This is a genomic window from Sphingomonas beigongshangi (assembly GCF_016820445.1).
Lineage (GTDB): Bacteria > Pseudomonadota > Alphaproteobacteria > Sphingomonadales > Sphingomonadaceae > Sphingomonas > Sphingomonas beigongshangi.
In genome coordinates this window covers 348,147-366,636 of record NZ_JADHDT010000001.1, presented here as the reverse complement: position 1 = coordinate 366,636, position 18,490 = coordinate 348,147, and the positions used below count along the sequence as shown (strand labels likewise).

General features: G+C 69.4%; 14 protein-coding genes. 5 read left to right on the top strand and 9 right to left on the bottom strand.

Going from position 1 to position 18,490, the window contains the following annotated elements:
* Positions 1-80 precede the first annotated feature (80 nt).
* The 3 genes from IQ292_RS01780 to IQ292_RS01770 are packed head-to-tail and all read left to right on the top strand — an operon-like array spanning position 81 to position 3,069.
* Positions 81-1,205: an 8-amino-7-oxononanoate synthase gene (locus tag IQ292_RS01780; RefSeq protein WP_203308585.1), complete on the top strand. Its 1,125-nt coding sequence runs from the start codon at positions 81-83 to the stop codon at positions 1,203-1,205.
* Positions 1,202-1,825: a dethiobiotin synthase gene (gene bioD, locus IQ292_RS01775; protein ID WP_203308584.1), complete on the top strand. Its 624-nt coding sequence runs from the start codon at positions 1,202-1,204 to the stop codon at positions 1,823-1,825. The genes IQ292_RS01780 and bioD overlap by 4 nt, the downstream gene beginning before the upstream one ends.
* Entirely contained in the window at positions 1,822-3,069 is a 1,248-nt protein-coding gene (locus IQ292_RS01770) for an adenosylmethionine--8-amino-7-oxononanoate transaminase (protein WP_203308583.1), read from the top strand. The genes bioD and IQ292_RS01770 overlap by 4 nt, the downstream gene beginning before the upstream one ends.
* A 36-nt stretch (positions 3,070-3,105) precedes the next feature.
* Here the strand turns inward: IQ292_RS01770 and IQ292_RS01765 are convergent, their stop codons facing one another.
* Complete coding sequence (locus IQ292_RS01765; protein WP_203308582.1) at positions 3,106-4,593, bottom strand: deoxyribodipyrimidine photo-lyase; 1,488 nt, start codon at positions 4,591-4,593, stop codon at positions 3,106-3,108.
* Positions 4,594-4,642: 49 nt separating this feature from the next.
* Between IQ292_RS01765 and pncB the strand changes: the two genes are divergently transcribed.
* Positions 4,643-5,947 (top strand): nicotinate phosphoribosyltransferase, encoded by a 1,305-nt coding sequence (gene pncB, locus IQ292_RS01760; RefSeq protein ID WP_203308581.1) that lies wholly within the window; start codon positions 4,643-4,645, stop codon positions 5,945-5,947.
* Between the two features lie 20 nt (positions 5,948-5,967).
* Here the strand turns inward: pncB and treY are convergent, their stop codons facing one another.
* From treY to IQ292_RS01730, 6 genes are all read right to left on the bottom strand, one after another.
* The gene (treY, locus tag IQ292_RS01755; RefSeq protein ID WP_203308580.1) at positions 5,968-8,298 is read right to left on the bottom strand and encodes a malto-oligosyltrehalose synthase; all 2,331 of its coding nucleotides are present in this window, start codon (positions 8,296-8,298) and stop codon (positions 5,968-5,970) included.
* A complete protein-coding gene (gene malQ / locus IQ292_RS01750; protein WP_203308579.1) occupies positions 8,295-10,205 on the bottom strand; it encodes a 4-alpha-glucanotransferase in 1,911 nt (636 codons plus the stop codon). Before malQ ends, treY begins: the two co-directional genes overlap by 4 nt.
* Positions 10,206-10,221: 16 nt before the next feature.
* Positions 10,222-11,877, bottom strand: coding sequence for a malto-oligosyltrehalose trehalohydrolase (gene treZ, locus IQ292_RS01745; protein WP_338057566.1), 1,656 nt, complete (start codon positions 11,875-11,877; stop codon positions 10,222-10,224).
* Positions 11,878-11,909: 32 nt separating this feature from the next.
* Positions 11,910-14,012 carry a glycogen debranching protein GlgX gene (gene glgX, locus IQ292_RS01740; RefSeq protein ID WP_238940716.1) on the bottom strand — a complete coding sequence of 701 codons (2,103 nt, stop codon included), beginning with the start codon at positions 14,010-14,012 and terminating at the stop codon, positions 11,910-11,912.
* 103 nt (positions 14,013-14,115) lie between these two features.
* Positions 14,116-14,364: a hypothetical protein gene (locus IQ292_RS01735; protein ID WP_203308577.1), complete on the bottom strand. Its 249-nt coding sequence runs from the start codon at positions 14,362-14,364 to the stop codon at positions 14,116-14,118.
* A 155-nt stretch (positions 14,365-14,519) separates the two neighbouring features.
* On the bottom strand, positions 14,520-15,074 hold the full coding sequence (locus IQ292_RS01730) for a DNA-3-methyladenine glycosylase (RefSeq protein WP_203308576.1): 555 nt from the start codon (positions 15,072-15,074) through the stop codon (positions 14,520-14,522).
* 157 nt (positions 15,075-15,231) lie between these two features.
* On the opposite strand from IQ292_RS01730, the gene IQ292_RS01725 reads away from it, so the two are divergent.
* Positions 15,232-16,470 (top strand): chymotrypsin family serine protease, encoded by a 1,239-nt coding sequence (locus IQ292_RS01725; RefSeq protein ID WP_338057565.1) that lies wholly within the window; start codon positions 15,232-15,234, stop codon positions 16,468-16,470.
* Positions 16,471-16,763: 293 nt separating this feature from the next.
* Here the strand turns inward: IQ292_RS01725 and dprA are convergent, their stop codons facing one another.
* Complete coding sequence (gene dprA / locus IQ292_RS01720) at positions 16,764-17,837, bottom strand: DNA-processing protein DprA (RefSeq protein WP_203308575.1); 1,074 nt, start codon at positions 17,835-17,837, stop codon at positions 16,764-16,766.
* 3 nt (positions 17,838-17,840) lie between these two features.
* Positions 17,841-18,476, bottom strand: a complete 636-nt coding sequence (gene plsY / locus IQ292_RS01715) for a glycerol-3-phosphate 1-O-acyltransferase PlsY (RefSeq protein ID WP_374758630.1) — start codon at positions 18,474-18,476, stop codon at positions 17,841-17,843.
* Positions 18,477-18,490 lie beyond the last annotated feature (14 nt).

Genomic DNA, 18,490 nt, shown 5'->3' with positions numbered 1-18,490 from the left:
TTGCCAGACAAGGCGGCGCCGCCACAACCGGTGTAGGGACATGACGCACCCGCAATCGCGCGCTATCAGCCGCGACGACAATGCCGCAGTTTCATCATGACGATCTGGCCAAGCTTCGCGCAGCCGACCGCTTCCGGTCGCTGCGGCCGCGGATGGGACACGACTTCGCGTCGAACGATTATCTCGGCCTTGCCGATGCGCCGCGTCTGCGCGCGGCGGTGGCGGATGCGCTGGCGCGCGGCGTCGCGGTCGGCTCTGGCGGGTCGCGGCTGCTGCGCGGCAACGATCCGGAGCATGAGGCGCTGGAAGCGGAGGCGGCGCGGCATTTCGGCAGCGAGTCCGCCATGTTCTTCGCGACAGGCTTCGCCGCCAATCAGGCCCTGTTCGCGACCTTGCCGCAGCCGCAGGACCTCGTCGTCCACGATGCCCGCATCCACGCCAGCGCGCATGACGGCATGCGTCTGGGCCGCGCGCCGCATATCGCCGTGGCCCACAATGACGCCGATGCGATGGAGACGGCGGTACGCCGCTGGCGGCTCGAGGGAGGCACCGGCACGCCCTGGATCGCGGTGGAAAGCCTTTATTCGATGGACGGCGATATCGCGCCACTCGACGATCTGGCGGAGATCGCCCGGCGGCACGAGGCGATGCTGCTGATCGACGAGGCGCATGCGACGGGCGTCTTCGGCCCGCAGGGGCGCGGCCTCGCCCACCATCTCCATGGCCGTAAGGACGTCGTGACCCTGCATACCTGCGGCAAGGCGCTGGGCGTGGAGGGGGGGCTGTTGTGCCTGCCCGCGCACCTGCGCGACTTCCTGATCAACCGCGGTCGCGGCTTCGTCTTTTCGACCGCGCCATCGCCGCTGATCGCCGCGGCGGTCCGCGAAGCGTTGCGCATCCTTGTCGACGAACCGCAGCGACAGGCAGCCCTTGCCGCACTCGTCGACCATGCGGGTGTCCGCCTGGCCGGCATAGGCGCGGCGACGACGGGCACGCAGATCATCCCCGTCATCCTGGGTGCGGATGGACTCGCGGTCTCGCGCGCGGCGGCATTGCAGGCGGCGGGGTTCGACGTGCGGGCGATCCGGCCGCCGACGGTCGCGCCTGGGACAGCGCGGCTGCGCCTGTCGATCACCCTCAACGTCGACGCGAACGCGATCGACGAACTGACGCGGACACTTGCCGCGGAACTGGAGATGGCATGAACCCGATCGTCGTCACCGGCACCGACACCGACGTCGGCAAGACCGTCTTCGCCGCTGCGCTCGCTGCCGCGATCGGCGCGCGGTATTGGAAGCCCGTCCAGGCAGGCGATGATGACGGGACCGACCGTGAGCGGGTCCGCCGTCTTGCCCGCCTGCCTGAGGGGGCGATCCTGCCGGAGGCATATCGCCTGCGCACGCCCTGTTCGCCGCACCGCGCCGCGGCGATCGACGGCGTGACGATCGACGCGGCGCGACTGGTCTTGCCGGCCCTGGACGGCAGTCTGGTGGTGGAGGGAGCTGGCGGCGTGCTGGTGCCGGTGACCGACGGCCTCCTCTTCGCGGACCTTTTCGCGCGCTGGCAGGCACCCGTCGTGCTTGTCGCGCGCACTTCGCTCGGCACGATCAACCACAGCCTGCTGTCGATCGAGGCGCTCCGCTCGCGCGGGGTGCCGATACTGGGCATCGCCTTCGTCGGCGACGCCGTCGAGGACAGCGAGGCGACGATCGCGCGCATCGGGGGCGTCCGCCGCCTCGGCCGCCTGCCGCTACTGGACCCGCTGACGCCCGAAGCGCTCGCCGACGCCTTTGCCGCCAACTTCGATCTGGCGGCGTTCCGATGAGCGACTCGCCGATCTGGCATCCGTTCACCCAGCACGGCCTGGGCGAGCCGATCCCCTTGGTCACCCATGCCTCGGGCGCCGCGCTGTACACGGCGGATGGCCGTCGTATCGTCGATGCGATCTCCTCCTGGTGGGTGACGACGCACGGTCACGCGCATCCGCGCATCGCCGCCGCCATCGCGGACCAGGCGGCGCGGCTCGACCAGATCATCTTCGCCGGGTGGACGCATCAGCCGGCGCTCGACGTGGCCGAGGGGCTGCGCGCGATCATGCCGCCGGCGCTGACGCGCGTCTTCTTCTCCGATTCAGGGTCCACCGCGGTCGAGGTCGCGCTCAAGATGGCGCTCGGATACTGGCTGCATCGCGGCACGCCGCGCCACCGTATCCTCGTCCTCGAACATGGCTATCACGGCGATACGATCGGCGCGATGTCGATCGGCGCGCGGGGCGCGTTCAATCGCGCCTACGAGCCCCTGCTGTTCGACGTTGCGACCATCCCCTTTCCTGCGGAGGGCGCGGAGCAGGTAACGCTCGACGCGCTGGCGGCGGCGCTGGCGGACGATCCCGCGGCGCTGATCATTGAGCCGTTGATCGTCGGCGCGGGCGGCATGCTGACCTACCCGCCGCACGTGCTCGCCACGATGCGACGGATGTGCGCCGACGCGGGCGTGCTGTTCATCGCGGACGAGGTGATGACCGGGTGGGGACGCACGGGTACGCTGTTGGCTTGCGAGCAGGCGGGTGTCGTCCCCGATATCCTGTGCCTGTCGAAGGGGCTGACCGGCGGCGCGGTGCCGCTCGCGGTGACGATGGCGAGCGAACCCATCTATCAGGCGCACTATGCCGCCGACCGCGCGCGGATGTTCTTCCACTCGTCCAGCTACACCGCCAACCCGATCGCGTGCGCGGCGGCGGCGGCGAACCTTGCGATCTGGCGCGAGGAGCCGGTGATGGGGCGGATCAAGACCCTGGTCGAGCGGCAGCGCGTGCGCCTGTCCGCACTTGCGAACGTTCCCGGCGTGGCGAACGCGCGGCAAATCGGCACGATCGCGGCCGTCGACCTGCCGGGGGGCGAAGTCGGCTATCTTTCGGATCGATCGCCACGCCTGCTCGCCTTCTTCCGCGAGCGCGACCTGCTGCTGAGGCCGCTCGGTACGACCGTCTACGTGATGCCGCCCTATTGCATCGACGACGGCGACCTCGATGAGGTCTATGCGGCAATCGGTGAGGCGGCGGGGTTATAAGATCCGAGCGTCTGGCTGCCGGCGCGGCTTGATCGCTCAGATCGGTATCTTCTCGCTGAGATACGGGTCCTTCGGCGGCTTGCGCGGTACGTGGACCTTGATGGCGGGGCGGGCGGCCTGTTCCGCCAGCCACGCAGGGCCGTTCTTCTGCTTGCGGATCGAAGCGTCGGTCCGATAGGCGACCAGCCCATAGATCGGTCGTCGGCCATAGCCTGGCGCTGAATCGCCGAAGGCCCAGGCGATGTTGCCATAGGTCGACGGATCGCGGCCATCGAGGCTGAATCGGTCGTTGAGATAACAGGCGGTCGCCCAGCCTTCTTCCGGGCTCGGGGTCATCTGGATCAGCCATTTCGCCCAGAACATGCGCAGGTTGTTGTGCATCCAGCCATCGAGCAGGAATTGCTTCTGGGCGGCGTTCCAGCTCTCGTTCTCGGTCTCACCATGAACGAGCGCATGCAGCGTCTCACGATGCGGTCGTTCGTCCCCGGCGTGTTCCCCGAGTTCCCGTCGTGCCCAGTCGGGCAGGCGCGCAAAGCTTTCGGGAACGCGCATGCGCCGCGCCTTGTAGTGGAACCATTCGCGCCAGGTGAGCAACTCGTCCAGATACTTGCCGCGCTTTTCCGCCGACACGTCCGCCCCTCGTACCGCCGCGACGATCTCGCGCGGGCCGACCATCCCGAAATGAAGATAGGGCGACAGTTCGCTGGCGCCGTCATCGCGCGAGGCATCGCCGCGTGCCTCGGCGTAGCGGGGCAGCACGTCTTCTGCCAGCCGCTGCAGCCGCTCGGTCACCGCCTCGCGCGTCGCCGGGAAACGCGCGACCGGCGGCAGATCGTGGTCGATCGCGAGGCCGGCGACCAAAGCGTCGATCTGGGCATCGTCCATGCCCGCGACGTCGTCCGGCGCATAAGGCAGGGGGCCGTCATAGGGGGGGCGCTCCGGCTCCTCGTCGTGGCTGTCGTACCAGTCCTCGCGGATCGCTTCGTGCCGGCGACGGAAGGCGCTGGTCGCGCGAATATCCTGGTCGAGCGCCGAGGGCGGCACCGTGCAGGCGGCATTCACCGCATAGACGGGCCGCTCGACCCTGCCAGCCACCCGTTCGGCCTGCCATTGCGCGACGAAGGCCGGCTGATCCTCCAGCACCACCGCCGCGGCCTGCTGGGCAAGGCGATAGACGAGGCCCTTCTCGCGCTTGTCTTCGCGGTCGACGAAATGGACGCAGGCAAGGCCGCGCTCTCGGCACCCTTTGCCCAAATCGCGCGACGCACCGAGGATGAAGCGGTGCAGCCGGTCGGAGGCGTAGGGATAATCCTCGCGCAGGCCGTGATAGACCAGCACCGGCAGGCCCAGCGCATTGCCCAGCCGCACGGCCGCGTCGATCACCGGATTGTCGTGCGCGCGCAAGGCCTGTTGCAGCCAGCACAGGACGTAGTCCGCCTTGGCCGGGGGTTCGCAGCCGTTCATCGCACGCACGCGCGGCGCCTCGCGCCAGTCTGCCAGCGCCGGGGGAAGGGTATCGGTCATCGCCCCCTAACGCTTGCCGCTTCCGATGGTGTCAGGCAAGCCGGCGGCTATGGCCGTCACCGATATCGCCACGCGCACCTGGGATCACAACTGGCGGCTCGACCCGATCGTTCGCAGCCTGCTCGACACGGATTTCTACAAATTGCTGATGCTGCAGATGATCCGGCATCTGCACGGCGAGACCCAGGCGACCTTCCGGCTGATCAACCGGACGACGTCAGTGCGGCTGGCAGCGGTGATCGACGAGGCCGACCTGCGCGCGCAGCTGGATCATGTAAGGACACTGCGTTTTTCGAAAAAGGAGCTGATCTGGCTGGCGGGTAACAGCTTCTACGGGCGCTCGCAGATGTTTTCGGCGGATTTCCTGGCCTGGCTGGCCGATTTCCGGCTGCCGCCCTACGAACTGCACGTGGTCGACGGCCAGTTCGAACTGACCTTCGCGGGGCCGTGGACGCATACCACGATGTGGGAGATACCCGCGCTCGCCATCGTCAACGAATTGCGCGCGCGGGCGGCGCTGCGCGACAAGGGGCGGTTCGCGCTCGACGTGCTGTACGCCCGCGCCAAGGCGAAGCTGTGGGACAAGGTGGAGCGGCTGCGCGACCTTCCCGACCTCGTCCTCTCCGATTTCGGCACGCGGCGGCGGCACGGATTCCTGTGGCAGCGCTGGTGCGTCGAGGCGTTGAAGGAGGGCCTGGGAGAGCGGATGGTCGGCACGTCCAACGTGCTGCTGGCGATGGACAACGACCTGGAAGCGATCGGCACCAATGCGCACGAGCTGCCGATGGTGCTCGCCGCCCTCGCGCCGGACGACGCCGGGATCGCGGCGGCGCCCTATCGCGTGCTGCAGGAATGGCAGGCGCATTATGCGGGAAACCTGCTGGTCGTGCTGCCCGATGCCTTCGGCACCGAGGCATTCCTGCGGAATGCGCCTGCCTGGGTTGCGGAATGGACCGGGTTCCGCCCGGACAGCGCGCCGCCGATCGAGGCGGGCGAGCGCATCATCCGCTGGTGGCAGGACCATGGCCAGGATCCCCGCACCAAGCTGCTGATCTTTTCCGACGGGATGGACGTCGACAGTATCGAGCGCGTCTATCGCCATTTCCATGGTCGGGTGCGGATGAGCTTCGGCTGGGGAACCAACCTGACCAACGATTTTCGCGGCTGCGATCCCGACGGGCTGCCGGGGCTGGAGCCGATCTCCCTCGTCGCAAAGGTCGTCAGCGCGGACGGTCATCCCGCGGTGAAGCTTTCCGACAATCCGGCGAAGGCGACCGGCGATCCGGCCGAGATCGCCCGCTATTTGAGGATTTTCGGGAACGCCGGGCGTGAGGCGGCGACGGTCAGCGTGTGAGCAACCGCCGCAGGTTTAGCCTATAGCGTGAACCACACCGGCCCCGCGGCGAACAGCGTCGCTGCCGGAACAGGGCCGTCGCCGAAGCGGACGGTCGCCGCCGGCACGTCGATTCCCCGGATCAGCGCGGCGACCTTGAGCGTCTTGCCCGCCGCGGATCGCTCGAACGCGACGATCCTGTCGCTACCGCTGACCGCCACGGGCCGGTAGTCGCCGTCCGCGAACAGGGCCGGCTCCGCGCGCCGCAGCGCCAGCAGATCGGCGATCAGCCGCATCTTCGCCCGCATGCCGTCCGCGATCAGCCGCTGTCGCAGCGCATAATCCACCGGTCGCCGGTTGTCGGGGTCGACAAGGCTCAGGTCGTCAAGTTCGGTCCCCTGATAGAGATCCGGGACGCCGGGCACGGTATAGCGCAGCAGCGTCTGGACCAGGGAATTCGCCTCCGCCGCGGGAGCTAGCGTGGCGACATAGTCGGCCAGGTCGCGGACGAAGGCGGCATCGCCGAGCAGGTCGTCGACCAGACCCGCAGCCTCCGCTTCATAGGCCTCGTCCGGCGCTTCCCAGGAGGACCGCAGCTTTCCTTCCCGTAACGCCTTCTGCTGCCACGCCTTGACGCGATCGGCGAGGTCATGCCGCGCGCCGTCTGCCGGCCAGGCGCCGACCAACGTCTGCAGCAGCATGTAGCGGTCGTCGGGAGCGACTCCGCGCGCCTCGTACAGCCGCATCCAGCGCTCGACCCGCACGCGCCAGTCGTCCGGCCGGTTGCTCAGCACCGCGAGCCGGGCGCGCACGTCCTCGCCGCGCTTGTGGTCGTGCGTCGCCGTAGTGAGCATCGCATGCGGTACGTCGCGCGCGCGCTCCGCCATGGCGTCGTGAAACGCCGCGACGGAAATGCCGAGCGTCTCCGCGTCCGCACCGACGTCGTTGCGGCTGATCAACCGGCCATGGCGGTAGAAGGCGGTATCCTCGACCGCCTTGGCCGCGATCGGTGCGGACAATTGCTGGAAACGACGCACCGCATCCGCCGCCAGCGCCATATCGCCGGGCCCTTCGCCCGCCAGCCACGCAAGGACCATGTCCGTCACCGCGTCCTCCCCGGGCGGGATGAGGGCGGCGACCTTCTCGCGCACGAGCGCGCGGATGCGGGCGTCGGAGGTGGGAGCGGCAGTGCCGGTGCCATAGGTGCGATAGACGGGAAAGACCCAGAGCAGCCGTTCGATCGCGCGACGCAACATCGCGCGCGTGATGCCGTCGCCCTGTGGTGACGATGCCGCGAGCGCGGCAAAGGCGGCGACGCAGGCGTCAAACTGGCCGGCAAACTGCCAGGACAGAAGGTCTTGCCGCGCTTCGAATTCCTCGACCTCGAAAAATTCGCCGCGGCGACTGATGGCGTCCCACATGCCGGCGAGCGGCTCCGATCCCGCCGGATCGTGGATCAGCGTGCTCACCTGTTCCATGAAATCATAGCCGCTCGTGCCGTCGACGCCCCAGCCGACCGGCTGAGTCTCCGCCGTCCCCAGGATCTTCTCGACGACGATCCAGGCGCCCGGCCCGAGCCGCTCGCGCAGCTTGCGGCAATAGCCGATCGGATCGGTCAGCCCGTCGACATGGTCGACGCGCACGCCGTCGATCAGTCCTTCATCGTACAGCCGGAAATAGAGCGCGTGGGTCGCCTCGAACACCGCCGGATCCTCGATCCGCACGCCGGCGAGATCGTTGACCGTGAAGAACCGCCGCCAGTTGAGTTCGTCGTTCGCGACGCGCCAGCTTGCGAGCCGATAATGCTGGCGATCGACCAGCGCGGCGAGCGGCAGGGTGTCGGCCTTCGCCTGATCCTGATCGCGGATGGGGAAGCGGTGCTCGCCATAGGCGACCAGCGTCCACCGATCGGCGTCACGCTCGATCGCCAGGTCGCCTGCGGCAAGAACCTCGGACAGCGGTGCGCCGAGCACGGGCAGGACCAGCTTGCCGTCGGGATCGCGCGTCCAATCGATGTCGAAGACGCGGGCATGCTCGCTCGCCTGCCCCTTGGCCAGCACATCGTTCCACCACGCGTTGCCGCCGCCGGCGACCCCCATGTGATTGGGCACGATGTCGATGACGATGCCCATTCCGCGCGCCTTCGCCGCCGCGGCGAGCGCCCGGAACGCCGACTCGCCACCCAGTTCGGGATTGATCCGCGTTGGATCGACGACGTCATAGCCGTGCATCGATCCCGCCGCCGCCACGGTCACGGGGGACGCATAAACATGGCTGATCCCGAACGCGTCGAGATAGGGAAGCAGCGCCTCCGCGTCGGCGAAGCCGAAATTCTTGTGAAACTGGAAGCGATAGGTGGCGCGCGGCGTCATGCGGATCGGCTTTCGGCAAGCAGGGCGGTACGTCGCGCAACCTCCGGCCGGGCGAGCAGCGCCGCCGTCGTATCGGGAAGGCGGCGGCGCCAGTTGGGATGTTCGTCGGTCGTCCCGGGCAGATTCGGTTGCTCTTCAAGCCCGATCAGATCCTCTGCCGGCACGATCACCAGGGGACAGGCGGCGGTGGCGGTCAGCGCGAGCGCGGCATCGACCGCCGGGGCGGGATCGTTGGGCATCGGCCCGCTCGCCACGCCTGCCTCGGTCGCCGCGATCCACAGCTTCTTGCGCTCGCCGATACGGCGGACGCGTTCCGCCCCCTCGTCGCCGTCACTGCGCTTCAGCTTGTGCGCCCAAGTGATGTCACGCCCCGCCCACCAGCCCGCGAGCGTCGCCGTGTCATGCGTGCCCGTCATCGCCACGGCGCAGCGGTCCCATCCGGCGGGATCGGTGAACCCGCCCGTGTCGTCGCGCTCGAACGGCAGGACGCGCATGCCGTGGATATTGCGCGCTTTCATCGTATCGCGGAAGCCCGGCGGCACGGTGCCGAGGTCCTCGCCGATCACCACCGCGCCGGCGCGATGCGATTCGATCGCGAGGATGTGCAGCAGATCGTCGAACGGCATTGATAGATAGGCGCCGTCGGCCGCGTTGCCGCCGTCCGGGATCACCCACAGGCGCTTCAGGCCGAGCGCGTGATCGATACGGATGCCTCCCGCGTGACACAGGGTCGCGCGCACGGTGCGGATGAAGGCGTCGAACCCCGTCCGCCGCATCGCGAAGGGCGACAAAGCGGTGATCCCCCAATTCTGCCCTTGCGGCCCGAGCGGGTCGGGCGGCGCGCCGATCGACAGACCGGTCAGGACGTCGTCGCGCCTGCTCCACGCCTGGGCGCCACCTGCGTCCATGCCGACGGCGAGATCGGCAATCAGGCCGATTCGCATGCCGGCATCGCGCGCGGCGCCTTGCGCGGCGGCAAGGCTGTCCTCTGCCAGCCATTGCAGGAAGGCGTAGAAGGCGACGTCCGCGTCATGCTCGGCCGCGAAGCGGGCGACGGAGGGGCCGGCGGGATCGTGATAGGGGGTGGGCCAGTCCTGCCAGCCTCGGGCGCCGCCGCGTGCGAAGAAATGGGCGTGCAGCGCATCGAAGCGAGCCTGCGCCTCGAGCGCAGGCCGTTCCCTGCGCAGGCCCGCGATTTGCTGGCGCACGTCGGGCATAGCGGCGTCGAACGCCTGACGCAAAAGCGCAAGCCGCGAGGGCAGGGCATGAGTCCAGTCGATCAGCGCCGGGGACGTCCCGGCTTCCGGAGAGACGCCCGCCAGCGTCGGATCGGCCAGCAAGGCATGATGGAAGAGGCGCGAGGATGGCGCATAGGGGCTGAACCGCGAGGCATCGGCGGGGAACAGCGCGTGGGTCGGGCTGATCGCCAGCGCATCCGCACCGGCGGCGGCGAAGGCGCGCGCCGCATCGGCGAGCGTGCCGAGATCGCCGAAGTCCGTCCCGCGCGCGTCGCGCAGCGCGGGTATCTGCACCGCCGGGCCCCAGAAGCGGCCCGGGGGCAGCGAGATGCACCGCGGCGGGGCGATTGCGATGTCGATGCCGCGACCGTCGATCGACAGCCGGTGATAGCCAGGTGCGGCGATCGGCTCCAGCCGGCCGGCGGTCAGCTGCAGTACGCGGCGCGTGCCGTCTTCCAGTTCGAGCTCCGCGGCGCCATCCGGCGTATCCGGCAGCACGATCGGCGCGCCGACATCCGCGCTGACGAAGGTGCGCTCGCCTGTCTCTGTATCGAGCGTCGCCAGGATGGCGTCCAGCACCGCATCGGCGACGACATGCTGCCGGCCGTCGGCATCTTGCCAGACGCGATTCAGCCCGACGGCGGCGGCGCGGGCAGCAAGGTCGGTCATGCCGCGATCCCCGTCGTCACCGCGCGATCCACGCGGCGAAACGATCGCCGTCGGCGTGGAGCAGCGCTCCGCCACCCGCGGGCAGCGAAGCCGGGGTATCACCGAGATCGATCGCGATCGTCAGCACGCTGCCGTCGTTCAATCGCCAGCGTGCGGTCACCGCCGCCTCTCCCGTGGCGACCGCGCCGAGGGCCGTCGCGCCGTCGAGGTATGGCGCGACCTGGTTTGCGCGCAGGGCGAGAAGGTCACGGTACAGCGCTGTCCAGCACTCGGCGTCCGGTCCCGGCCGTGGCCGGCTCGCCTCGAACGTCGACAGCGCATTGGGATCGGGGATGCGCGCACGGGCCTCGGCATCCGCGAAAGCGTCGAACTTGGCGAATTCCTTGCGGCGTCCCTCGCGCACCGCATCGGCGAGCGCGTCGTGGAAATCGGTGAAAAAGAGAAACGGCGTCTTGCTGCCTTCGGGATCGCCCATGAAGAGTAGGGGAATCTGCGGGCAGAGCAGCAAAAGCGCGGTCGCGGCGCGCAGACGATCGGCATCGGCCAGCACGGTCAGCCGTTCGCCGAACGCGCGGTTGCCGACCTGGTCGTGGTTCTGGAGGAAGGAGACGAAGCGGGTCGGCGGCAGATGTGCGCTCGGCGTGCCGCGCGGCCTGCCGTCGTGATTGCCCGATCCCTCGCCCTGATAGACGAATCCTTCCGCCAGACAGCGCGCCAGCCGCTCCGCCGGCCGGTCCCCGAAGTCGCCATAATAGGCGCTGGTCTCTCCGGTCAGCAGCACGTGGAGGACGTTGTGGAAATCGTCGTTCCATTGCGCGTCGAAGGTCGCGGACGTCAGGCGCGCCGCATCGTTGCGCTCGTTCTCCAGCACGAGATGGACGTGCCGGTCGGGCAGCGCGGCACGGATCTCCCGCGCCATGGCATCGAGGAAGGCGTCGTCGGCGATCGCATGGACGGCGTCGAAGCGAAGCCCGTCGATGCGATAGTCGGTCAGCCACATCAGCGCATTGTCGACGAAGTAGCGATGCACCGCCGGCTGGTCGACCGCCACCGCGCCGCCCCAGGGCGTATGCACCTCCGGATGGAAGAACCCCTTGGCATAAGCGTTGAGGTAGTTTCCGTCCGGCCCGAAATGATTGTAGACCACGTCGAGGAAGACCGACAGGCCGTGGCCATGCGCGGCGTCGACCAGTGCGCGAAGGTCGTCGGGGGTGCCATAGCTTTCGGCGACGGCATAGGGCAGCACGCCGTCATAGCCCCAGTTGCGCCGTCCCCCGAAGGCGTTGACCGGCATCAGTTCGATCGCGGTGATGCCGAGCGCCGCCCAGTCCGCCAGATGGTCGGCGACGCCGGCGAAGCCGCCGAGCGTTCCCGCATGCACCTCCAGCACGACCGTCTCTTCCCAGGGCCGCCCGCGCCAGTCGGCCTGCTGCCATGCGAAGCCCGGATCGACGACGACGCTCCAGCCGTGGACGCCGTCCGCCTGCAGGCGCGACGCGGGGTCGGGCACCGCCGTCTCGGCGTCGAGGCGAAAGCGATAGCGGCTCCCCGCGGGCGCGAATGCCTCCGCGACGAACCAGCCGTCCTCGGCCGCGGTCATCGCCACCGGATCGGCGCCGTCAATCTCCAGCGTCACCGCGTCGCGATCGGGTGCCCAGAGCCGGAAGCGCACCCGACCTCCTTCAAGCGGATGCGCACCCCAGGTCATGCCTCGAGCTCTCCCGTCCAGGTCAGCAGCACCGCACCCTGCGGCGCGACCTCGTAGCTGTCATCGATGCGCGTCTCGCCCTGATCGGGCTTCGCGCTGTCGATCAGCACGATGCGCGCGGTGTGGGGCGGCGGCAGGTGGAAGGTGATCGGCTCGCTCGAGGCGTTGAGCAGCAGCGACACCGCCTCGAGTTCGCCCGCCTCGTTGCGCGTCGCGCGGCGCATCATCAGGGCGCGCCCTTCCGGATTGTCCCAATCCGCCGCGCTCAGCTGCTGGCCGCGCTCGTCCCACCATTCGATGTCGTTGATGCCCTGGCCGGGCGAATCCTGCCCGTAGAGGAACGTCGCGGCGCGCAGGACGGGGTAGCGGCGGCGCAGGTCGGCGAGGCGCGCGACATAGTCGATCTGGCGCTGTCCGTCTTCCGAGGCGGCGGCGTTCCAGTCGAGCCAACTGATCGCATTGTCCTGGCAATAGGCGTTGTTGTTGCCCTGCTGCGTCCGGCCGAATTCATCGCCCGCGACCAGCATCGGCGTGCCGAGCGAAGCAAGCAGCGTCGTCAGCATCGATCGCATCACGCGGCCGCGCGCGTCGTTGATCGCGGCATCGTCGGTCGGCCCTTCCGCCCCCCAGTTGCGCGCGTAATTCTCCGAATGGCCGTCGCGATTGTCTTCCTTGTTGGCCTCGTTGTGGCGTTCCTCGTACATCACCGTGTCGGCGAGCGTGAAGCCGTCGTGGGCGGAGATCAGGTTGATGCTCGCCCACGGCCGGCGCGCGCGCCGGTCGAACAGATCGCCGGAGCCGGCCAGACGCGCGGCCAGTTCGCCGCGCTGGCCCGCGTCGCCGCGCCAGAAACGACGGACCGTGTCGCGATACTTGTCGTTCCATTCGGCGAAGCCGGGCGGGAAGTTGCCAAGCTGGTAGCCGCCCGGCCCCACGTCCCAGGGCTCGCCCATCAGCTTCAGACGGCCGAGCACCGGGTCCTGCCGCAGCACGTCGAAGAAGGCTGCGCCGGGATCGAAGCCGTCGTCCTCGCGGCCGAGCGTCAGGCCGAGGTCGAACCGAAAGCCGTCGATGCCGAAGCTGGTCGCCCAGTAGCGGAGCGAATCCGCCACCATCTGGATGACGCGCGCCTTCGACAGGTTCAGCGTATTGCCGGTGCCGGTGTCGTTGATCGAATAGCGCGGCTGATCCTTGACGAGGCGATAGTAGCTGGCGTTGTCGAGCCCGCGCCACGACAGCGTCGGCCCCTTTTCCGATCCCTCGCACGTGTGGTTGTAGACGACGTCCAGGATCACCTCGATCCCCGCCTTGTGCAGCCGGTGCACCGCGCGCCGGAGTTCGTCCTGATGGTCGGAGGCCATATAGGCCTGTTCGGGGGCGAAGAAGCCGAGCGTGTTATAGCCCCAGTAGTTCTTCAGCCCCTTTTCCTGCAGGAACCGGTCCTGCGTGAAGGCATGGATCGGCAGCAGTTCGAGCGCGGTGACGCCGATCCGCTTCAGGTGCGCGATCACGGCCGGATGGCCGAGCGCGGCATAGGTGCCCCGCTCGCGCGCCGGCACGAGTTCCATCAGCTTGGTGAGGCCCTTGACGTGCGCCTCGTAGATGACGGTTTCGGACCAAGGCGTGTTGGGGCGCCTGTCGCGCGACCAGTCCCAGTGATCGTCGACGACCACCGCCTTCGGCATCGCCGGTGCGCTGTCGCGCTTGTCGAAGGACAAATCCTCCCTGGCGTGGCCGACCTTGTACCCGTGCAAGGCATCGGTCCATTTGATCTGCCCGGCCAGCTTGCGCGCATAGGGGTCGAGCAGCAGCTTGTTCGGGTTGAACCGATGCCCTTCCTCCGGCGCGTAGCGGCCGTGTGCGCGATAGCCGTAGAGCAGGCCAGGCTCCGCATCCGGCAGGTAGCCGTGGAACACCTCGTCGGTACATTCGGGCAGCGCGATGCGCCCGATCTCGCGTTTCCCCGAAGGATCGAACAGGCACAGGTCGATCCGGTCGGCGTTGGCGGAAAAGACCGCGAAATTCACGCCCAGGCCGTCGAACGTCGCGCCGAGCGGGTAGGGCGAGCCGGCATCGAGCCGGTCGGGCAGGCTGTGCAAGATGGTGTCCCCCTTGATCTGACCTGCGCGCAACGCAGATGCAGCATGGAAAGGTCCGCCATGGTTGCGCGCCCGACGACCCGGTGCCGGCGCCGGTCTGCGATCACCGTCCGGGCAGCGGGTCGATCCCCAGCGTACGCCATTGGCCGAGCAGGCGGCATTCCCGCATGGGGACCCGCGATCCGGTGACGGTATCGACGACACAGACGCGCGGATTGTAGGCGCGCGGTTTCGCGCCCTTGTCCGCAGATGCGGCGATCGCCGGCGCGGGTGTCGCGACGGGAGACTTGGAAGCGGCGGTGTCGATAGGGCCGGCGACGGACAAGAGCATGGCTGCGACGGTGACGAGCATGAGCGATCTCCTCGAACAACGCAGCCGAAGCGGCTGCACGTGTGTTAGTGCATTATGCATGCCAAACACCTTCTCGAGGAAGATCAGCCGGTTGCCGCGAGGCGGCCTGGCGCGATCTGCCAATCCATGGCGCCGGCCGCCGAGATTGCGGAATTCTAGCGCGGTGGCTTGCTGAGGTAGCGGGAGCCTGCCGCACAGAATCGCCAGGGCGTGTCGACGCCGACGCTGATGCCGATGCGCGGACCGGCAAGGAGAGGCGGCGCTGCACCGGCGTCGATCAGGGCAAAGGGCGGCCGGTGCAGCGGCGCACCGTCCAGCGATTTGTCGACGCCCAGCGCCTGGCACAGTCGCCCCGGGCCGGCGCACAGCAGCCGCAGGTCGGAAAGACCGCGGCGTTGCACCATGCGCGCCACCCCCTCCAGCGGTTCGATCGCACGGATCAGCACCGCGCTGCCCGGCCGACAGACGACGTTCAGACACCAGTGCAGCCCATAGCTGCGATAGACATAGGCATGGCCCGGCGGGCCGAACATCGCCGCGTTGCGCGGCGTCGGTCCGCGGAAGCTGTGCGCGGCCGGATCGTCCGGGGCATAGGCTTCGGTCTCGACGATCGGACCGCCCGTGCCGTCGACCAGCAACGTCACGCCGACCAGCGCGCGCGCGACGGTTTCGACGTCGCGATCGAAGAAGGCGGGGGATAAGGTTTCCATCCGCCCTTCGCTGCACGCTGCGGCGGCCGAATGCCAGTCCGGCGTCGCGGACGCCGGCCCGCCCAGGCCGGTGGCGCCGCAATGTTCAGTTGCGAGACACGTCGGCACATGTAATCTTCCTATCGTGGGGTGGGCATTTTGGGTCAGAATCGGCGCGGTGGCGGCGTTGCTCGGAGGCGTTCCGGCAGCGGCGCAGGATTATACCCCCGCCGCGGCGCCGATGGCGGCGGCGCGCCAGGCGGCGCTCGCGCAGGATGGGGCGACGATCGCCAATCACCTCGGCATTCCGGCCGACGTCGCGGCGCACCAGCTGCGATTGCAGGAGGACAGCGTCGCCGCGAGCGACGCCCTCGCGACGCGCTTTGCCGGCCGGCTCGCGGGCATCGCGATCCGCCATCAGCCGCAGTTCGGCATCGTCGTGCTCCTTACCGGCGACGAACCGGTGCCCGATGAGACCGTGCTCGTAGACGAAGAGGCTGTCCCCGTCGTCTTCGCCACCGGTGCGCGGGCGCGGCACGTCGAGCTCGTCCAGGCGATCGCCACCTACCAGGCGGCGATCCGCGCCAGCCTGCTGGCGCCACCGGGCCTCGGCGTCGACCCCCGATCGGGCGAGGTCGTCGCGGTCGTGTCGACGCGCGACGTCGCGCGCGAAGGCGCGGCTGCCCTTCGCGACCGACTGGCGGCGATGACGCATGTGCCGGTGCGGCTGCGCGTCGTCGACACGCCTGCGCTCGACATGGGCGGGACGATCGCGGGCGGCGCGCGGGTCGTCGGCACCGTGCCGGGCGACCCGCATCTCTATATGTGCACGGCGGGCTTCGTGGTCAGCGACGGTCAGCGTACCGGCCTCGCCACGGCCGCCCATTGCCCCGATGCGCTCAGCACGCGCGACGCGGACGGCGTCGAGACCGAGCTGCCGTTCGTCGGGCAATGGGGCTGGGGCAATCAGGACGTGCAGATCAACGCCAGCCCGACGGCGCTCGCGCCCGTCTTCTTCGCCGACAGCGCGCGAACCGTCAGCCGCCCCGTCACAGGGGCCCGCCCGCGCGCGGGGATGCGGGCCGGCGACGTCGTCTGTCACCGCGGCGAGCGGACGGGCTACAGCTGTGCCGAGGTGGAACTGACCGACTTCGCCCCGGCGGGCGACCTGTGCGGCGGCGCCTGCCTGCCGACCTGGACAACCGTGGCGGGGCCGACCTGCAAGGGCGGCGACAGCGGCAGCCCGGTGTTCCTGGGCACCACCGCTTATGGCATCCTGAAGGGCGGCAGCTACCGGTCGAACGGCAGCTGCGCCTTCTATTTCTACATGTCCACGGATTACCTGCCCGAGGGGTGGCACCTGCTGACCGCGGACGCCGTTCCGGTGGCGGAAGGGGGCGATCCGCCGGCGCCCTGATCATGCGCGGCGGTACGGCGGATCGCGCGCGCCGTGTCGCTGGCGCTCAGGTCCGCAGCAGGGCCACGCCGAGAAACAGCACGCCCGCCATGGCGACGAAGAGGCAGACGAGCGCGACCACGATCACGCGTCGGACGATCGGCCGGTTTTCCATGGTCTCCCTGTCCCTTTCGATGCGCCCGCCGTGGTCGAGGGCGCGATGATGGCACCCCCCTACGGCCTGCGCTGCCCGCGTGGAAGTCGATCGCGTCTCTCATGCGGATGGAAGGATGCGCACGGGAGCCGCCATTGCGTCACAGGCTCACGCGCCCGCCGGCGTGACGTTCCAGCCGCCCCGCCATCTCCAGTTCGAGCAGGACGGTCAGCACCACGGCCGGCGCCAGGCCGCTCTGGCGGACCAGCTCGTCGATCGTCACCGGAACCGGGCCCAGCAGCCCTACCACGGCGCCGCGGTCCCGGTCGGACGCGTCGCGGGCGGGCGCCATGCCGAACGGCGTCGCAGGCGCACGCACGCCGCGCGGATCGATCGGACGTATCTGTTCCAGCACGTCCGCAGCGTTCTGGATCAGCGTCGCGCCCTCGCGGATCAGCAAGTTGCAACCCTGCGCGCGCGGATCGAGGGGGCTGCCGGGCACGGCCATCACCTCGCGCCCCGCCTCGGTCGCCAGACGGGCGGTGATGAGCGAGCCGGAGCGGGGCGCGGCCTCGACTACGACCGTCCCGCTCGCCAGACCCGCGATGATGCGGTTGCGGGACGGGAAATGCCGTGCCAGCGGCTGCGTGCCGGGCGGCTGTTCGGCGACGATCAGGCCGACACAGGCGACCTGTTCCTGCAAGGCGGCATTCTCCGGCGGGAAGGCGATGTCGATCCCGCTGGCGATCACGCCGATCGTGCGCGGCAATGCGCCCGCATGGGCGGCCGTGTCGATCCCGCGCGCGAGGCCCGAGACGACCACGACGCCGGCCTCCGCGAGATCGTGCGCCAGCCCGCGCGCGAAGCGACAGGCGGCGGCCGAGGCGTTGCGCGCGCCGACCAGGGCGACGCAGGGCGCGGCGTTGGCGAGTGCCAGGTCGCCGCGGACGATCACCGCCGGCGGCGCCGTGTCGATGGCGGCGAGGAGCGGCGGATAGTCGGGCGCGTCGAGGAAGACATGACGGGCGCCCAGCGCGTCGACGGCGGCGATCTCGCGCAGGGCGGCACGCTCGTCCGGCACCGCGGGTGGCCTGCCGCCACCGCGTCGCGCGAGCGTCGGCAGCGCCTCGATCGCCGCGCCGGCGCTGCCGAAGCGGGCCAGCAGCTGGCGGTAGGTAACGGGTCCGACGCCCGGCGTACGGATCAGGCGGAGGCGGGCGGCGCCGTCCTCCACGCGCTAGCGATCCTTTGCGCCGCCGATGCGCGGCTCATCGCCCGCCGCGAGCCGCTCGATGTTCTCGCGGTGCTTCCACAGGACGATCGCCGCGAGGCCCAGCAGCAGCATGACGAGGTCGAAGCGGCCGAATGCCGCACCGCTCACCGGCGCGCTCACCGCAGCGGCCATGCCCGCGACCGACGAAATGCGGATGCCGGCCAGAAGCCCCAGCCAGACCGCCGCATAGACGAGTCCCATCGGCCAGTGCAGCGCGAGGACGATGCCCATCAGCGTGGCGACACCCTTGCCGCCGCGAAAGCGCAGCCAGACGGGGTAGCAATGGCCGATGAACGCGGCAGCCGCGGCGATCATCTCGTCGCCGGGAAACAGCCAGGCGACCAGCCAGACTGCCGCCGCCCCCTTGAGCAGGTCGAGCAGCAAGGTCGCCGCGGCCAGGCCCTTGCGCCCGGTGCGCAGGACGTTGGTCGCGCCGATATTGCCGGACCCGATCTGGCGCAGGTCACCGGCACCGCCCATCCGCGTCAGAATGACTCCGAACGGGATCGAGCCCAGCAGATAGCCGAGCAGCAGTGCGCAGGTCGGCGCGATCCAGAGAATTTCGGTCTGCAAACGGCCCCCTTTCCGTCGATGCCTCATAGCGGCGTACGGCG

Bases quoted from the DNA above. Each gene is read 5' to 3' on its own strand.
- bioD (WP_203308584.1), top strand. From the start codon at position 1,202: ATGAACCCGATCGTCGTCACCGGCACCGACACCGACGTCGGCAAGACC.
- IQ292_RS01770 (WP_203308583.1), top strand. From the start codon at position 1,822: ATGAGCGACTCGCCGATCTGGCATCCGTTCACCCAGCACGGCCTGGGC.
- plsY (WP_374758630.1), bottom strand. From the start codon at position 18,476: ATGAGGCATCGACGGAAAGGGGGCCGTTTGCAGACCGAAATTCTCTGG.
- IQ292_RS01735 (WP_203308577.1), bottom strand. From the start codon at position 14,364: ATGCTCGTCACCGTCGCAGCCATGCTCTTGTCCGTCGCCGGCCCTATC.
- IQ292_RS01765 (WP_203308582.1), bottom strand. From the start codon at position 4,593: ATGACCGATACCCTTCCCCCGGCGCTGGCAGACTGGCGCGAGGCGCCG.
- malQ (WP_203308579.1), bottom strand. From the start codon at position 10,205: ATGACCGACCTTGCTGCCCGCGCCGCCGCCGTCGGGCTGAATCGCGTC.
- pncB (WP_203308581.1), top strand. From the start codon at position 4,643: ATGGCCGTCACCGATATCGCCACGCGCACCTGGGATCACAACTGGCGG.
- treY (WP_203308580.1), bottom strand. From the start codon at position 8,298: ATGACGCCGCGCGCCACCTATCGCTTCCAGTTTCACAAGAATTTCGGC.
- IQ292_RS01730 (WP_203308576.1), bottom strand. From the start codon at position 15,074: ATGGAAACCTTATCCCCCGCCTTCTTCGATCGCGACGTCGAAACCGTC.
- IQ292_RS01780 (WP_203308585.1), top strand. From the start codon at position 81: ATGCCGCAGTTTCATCATGACGATCTGGCCAAGCTTCGCGCAGCCGAC.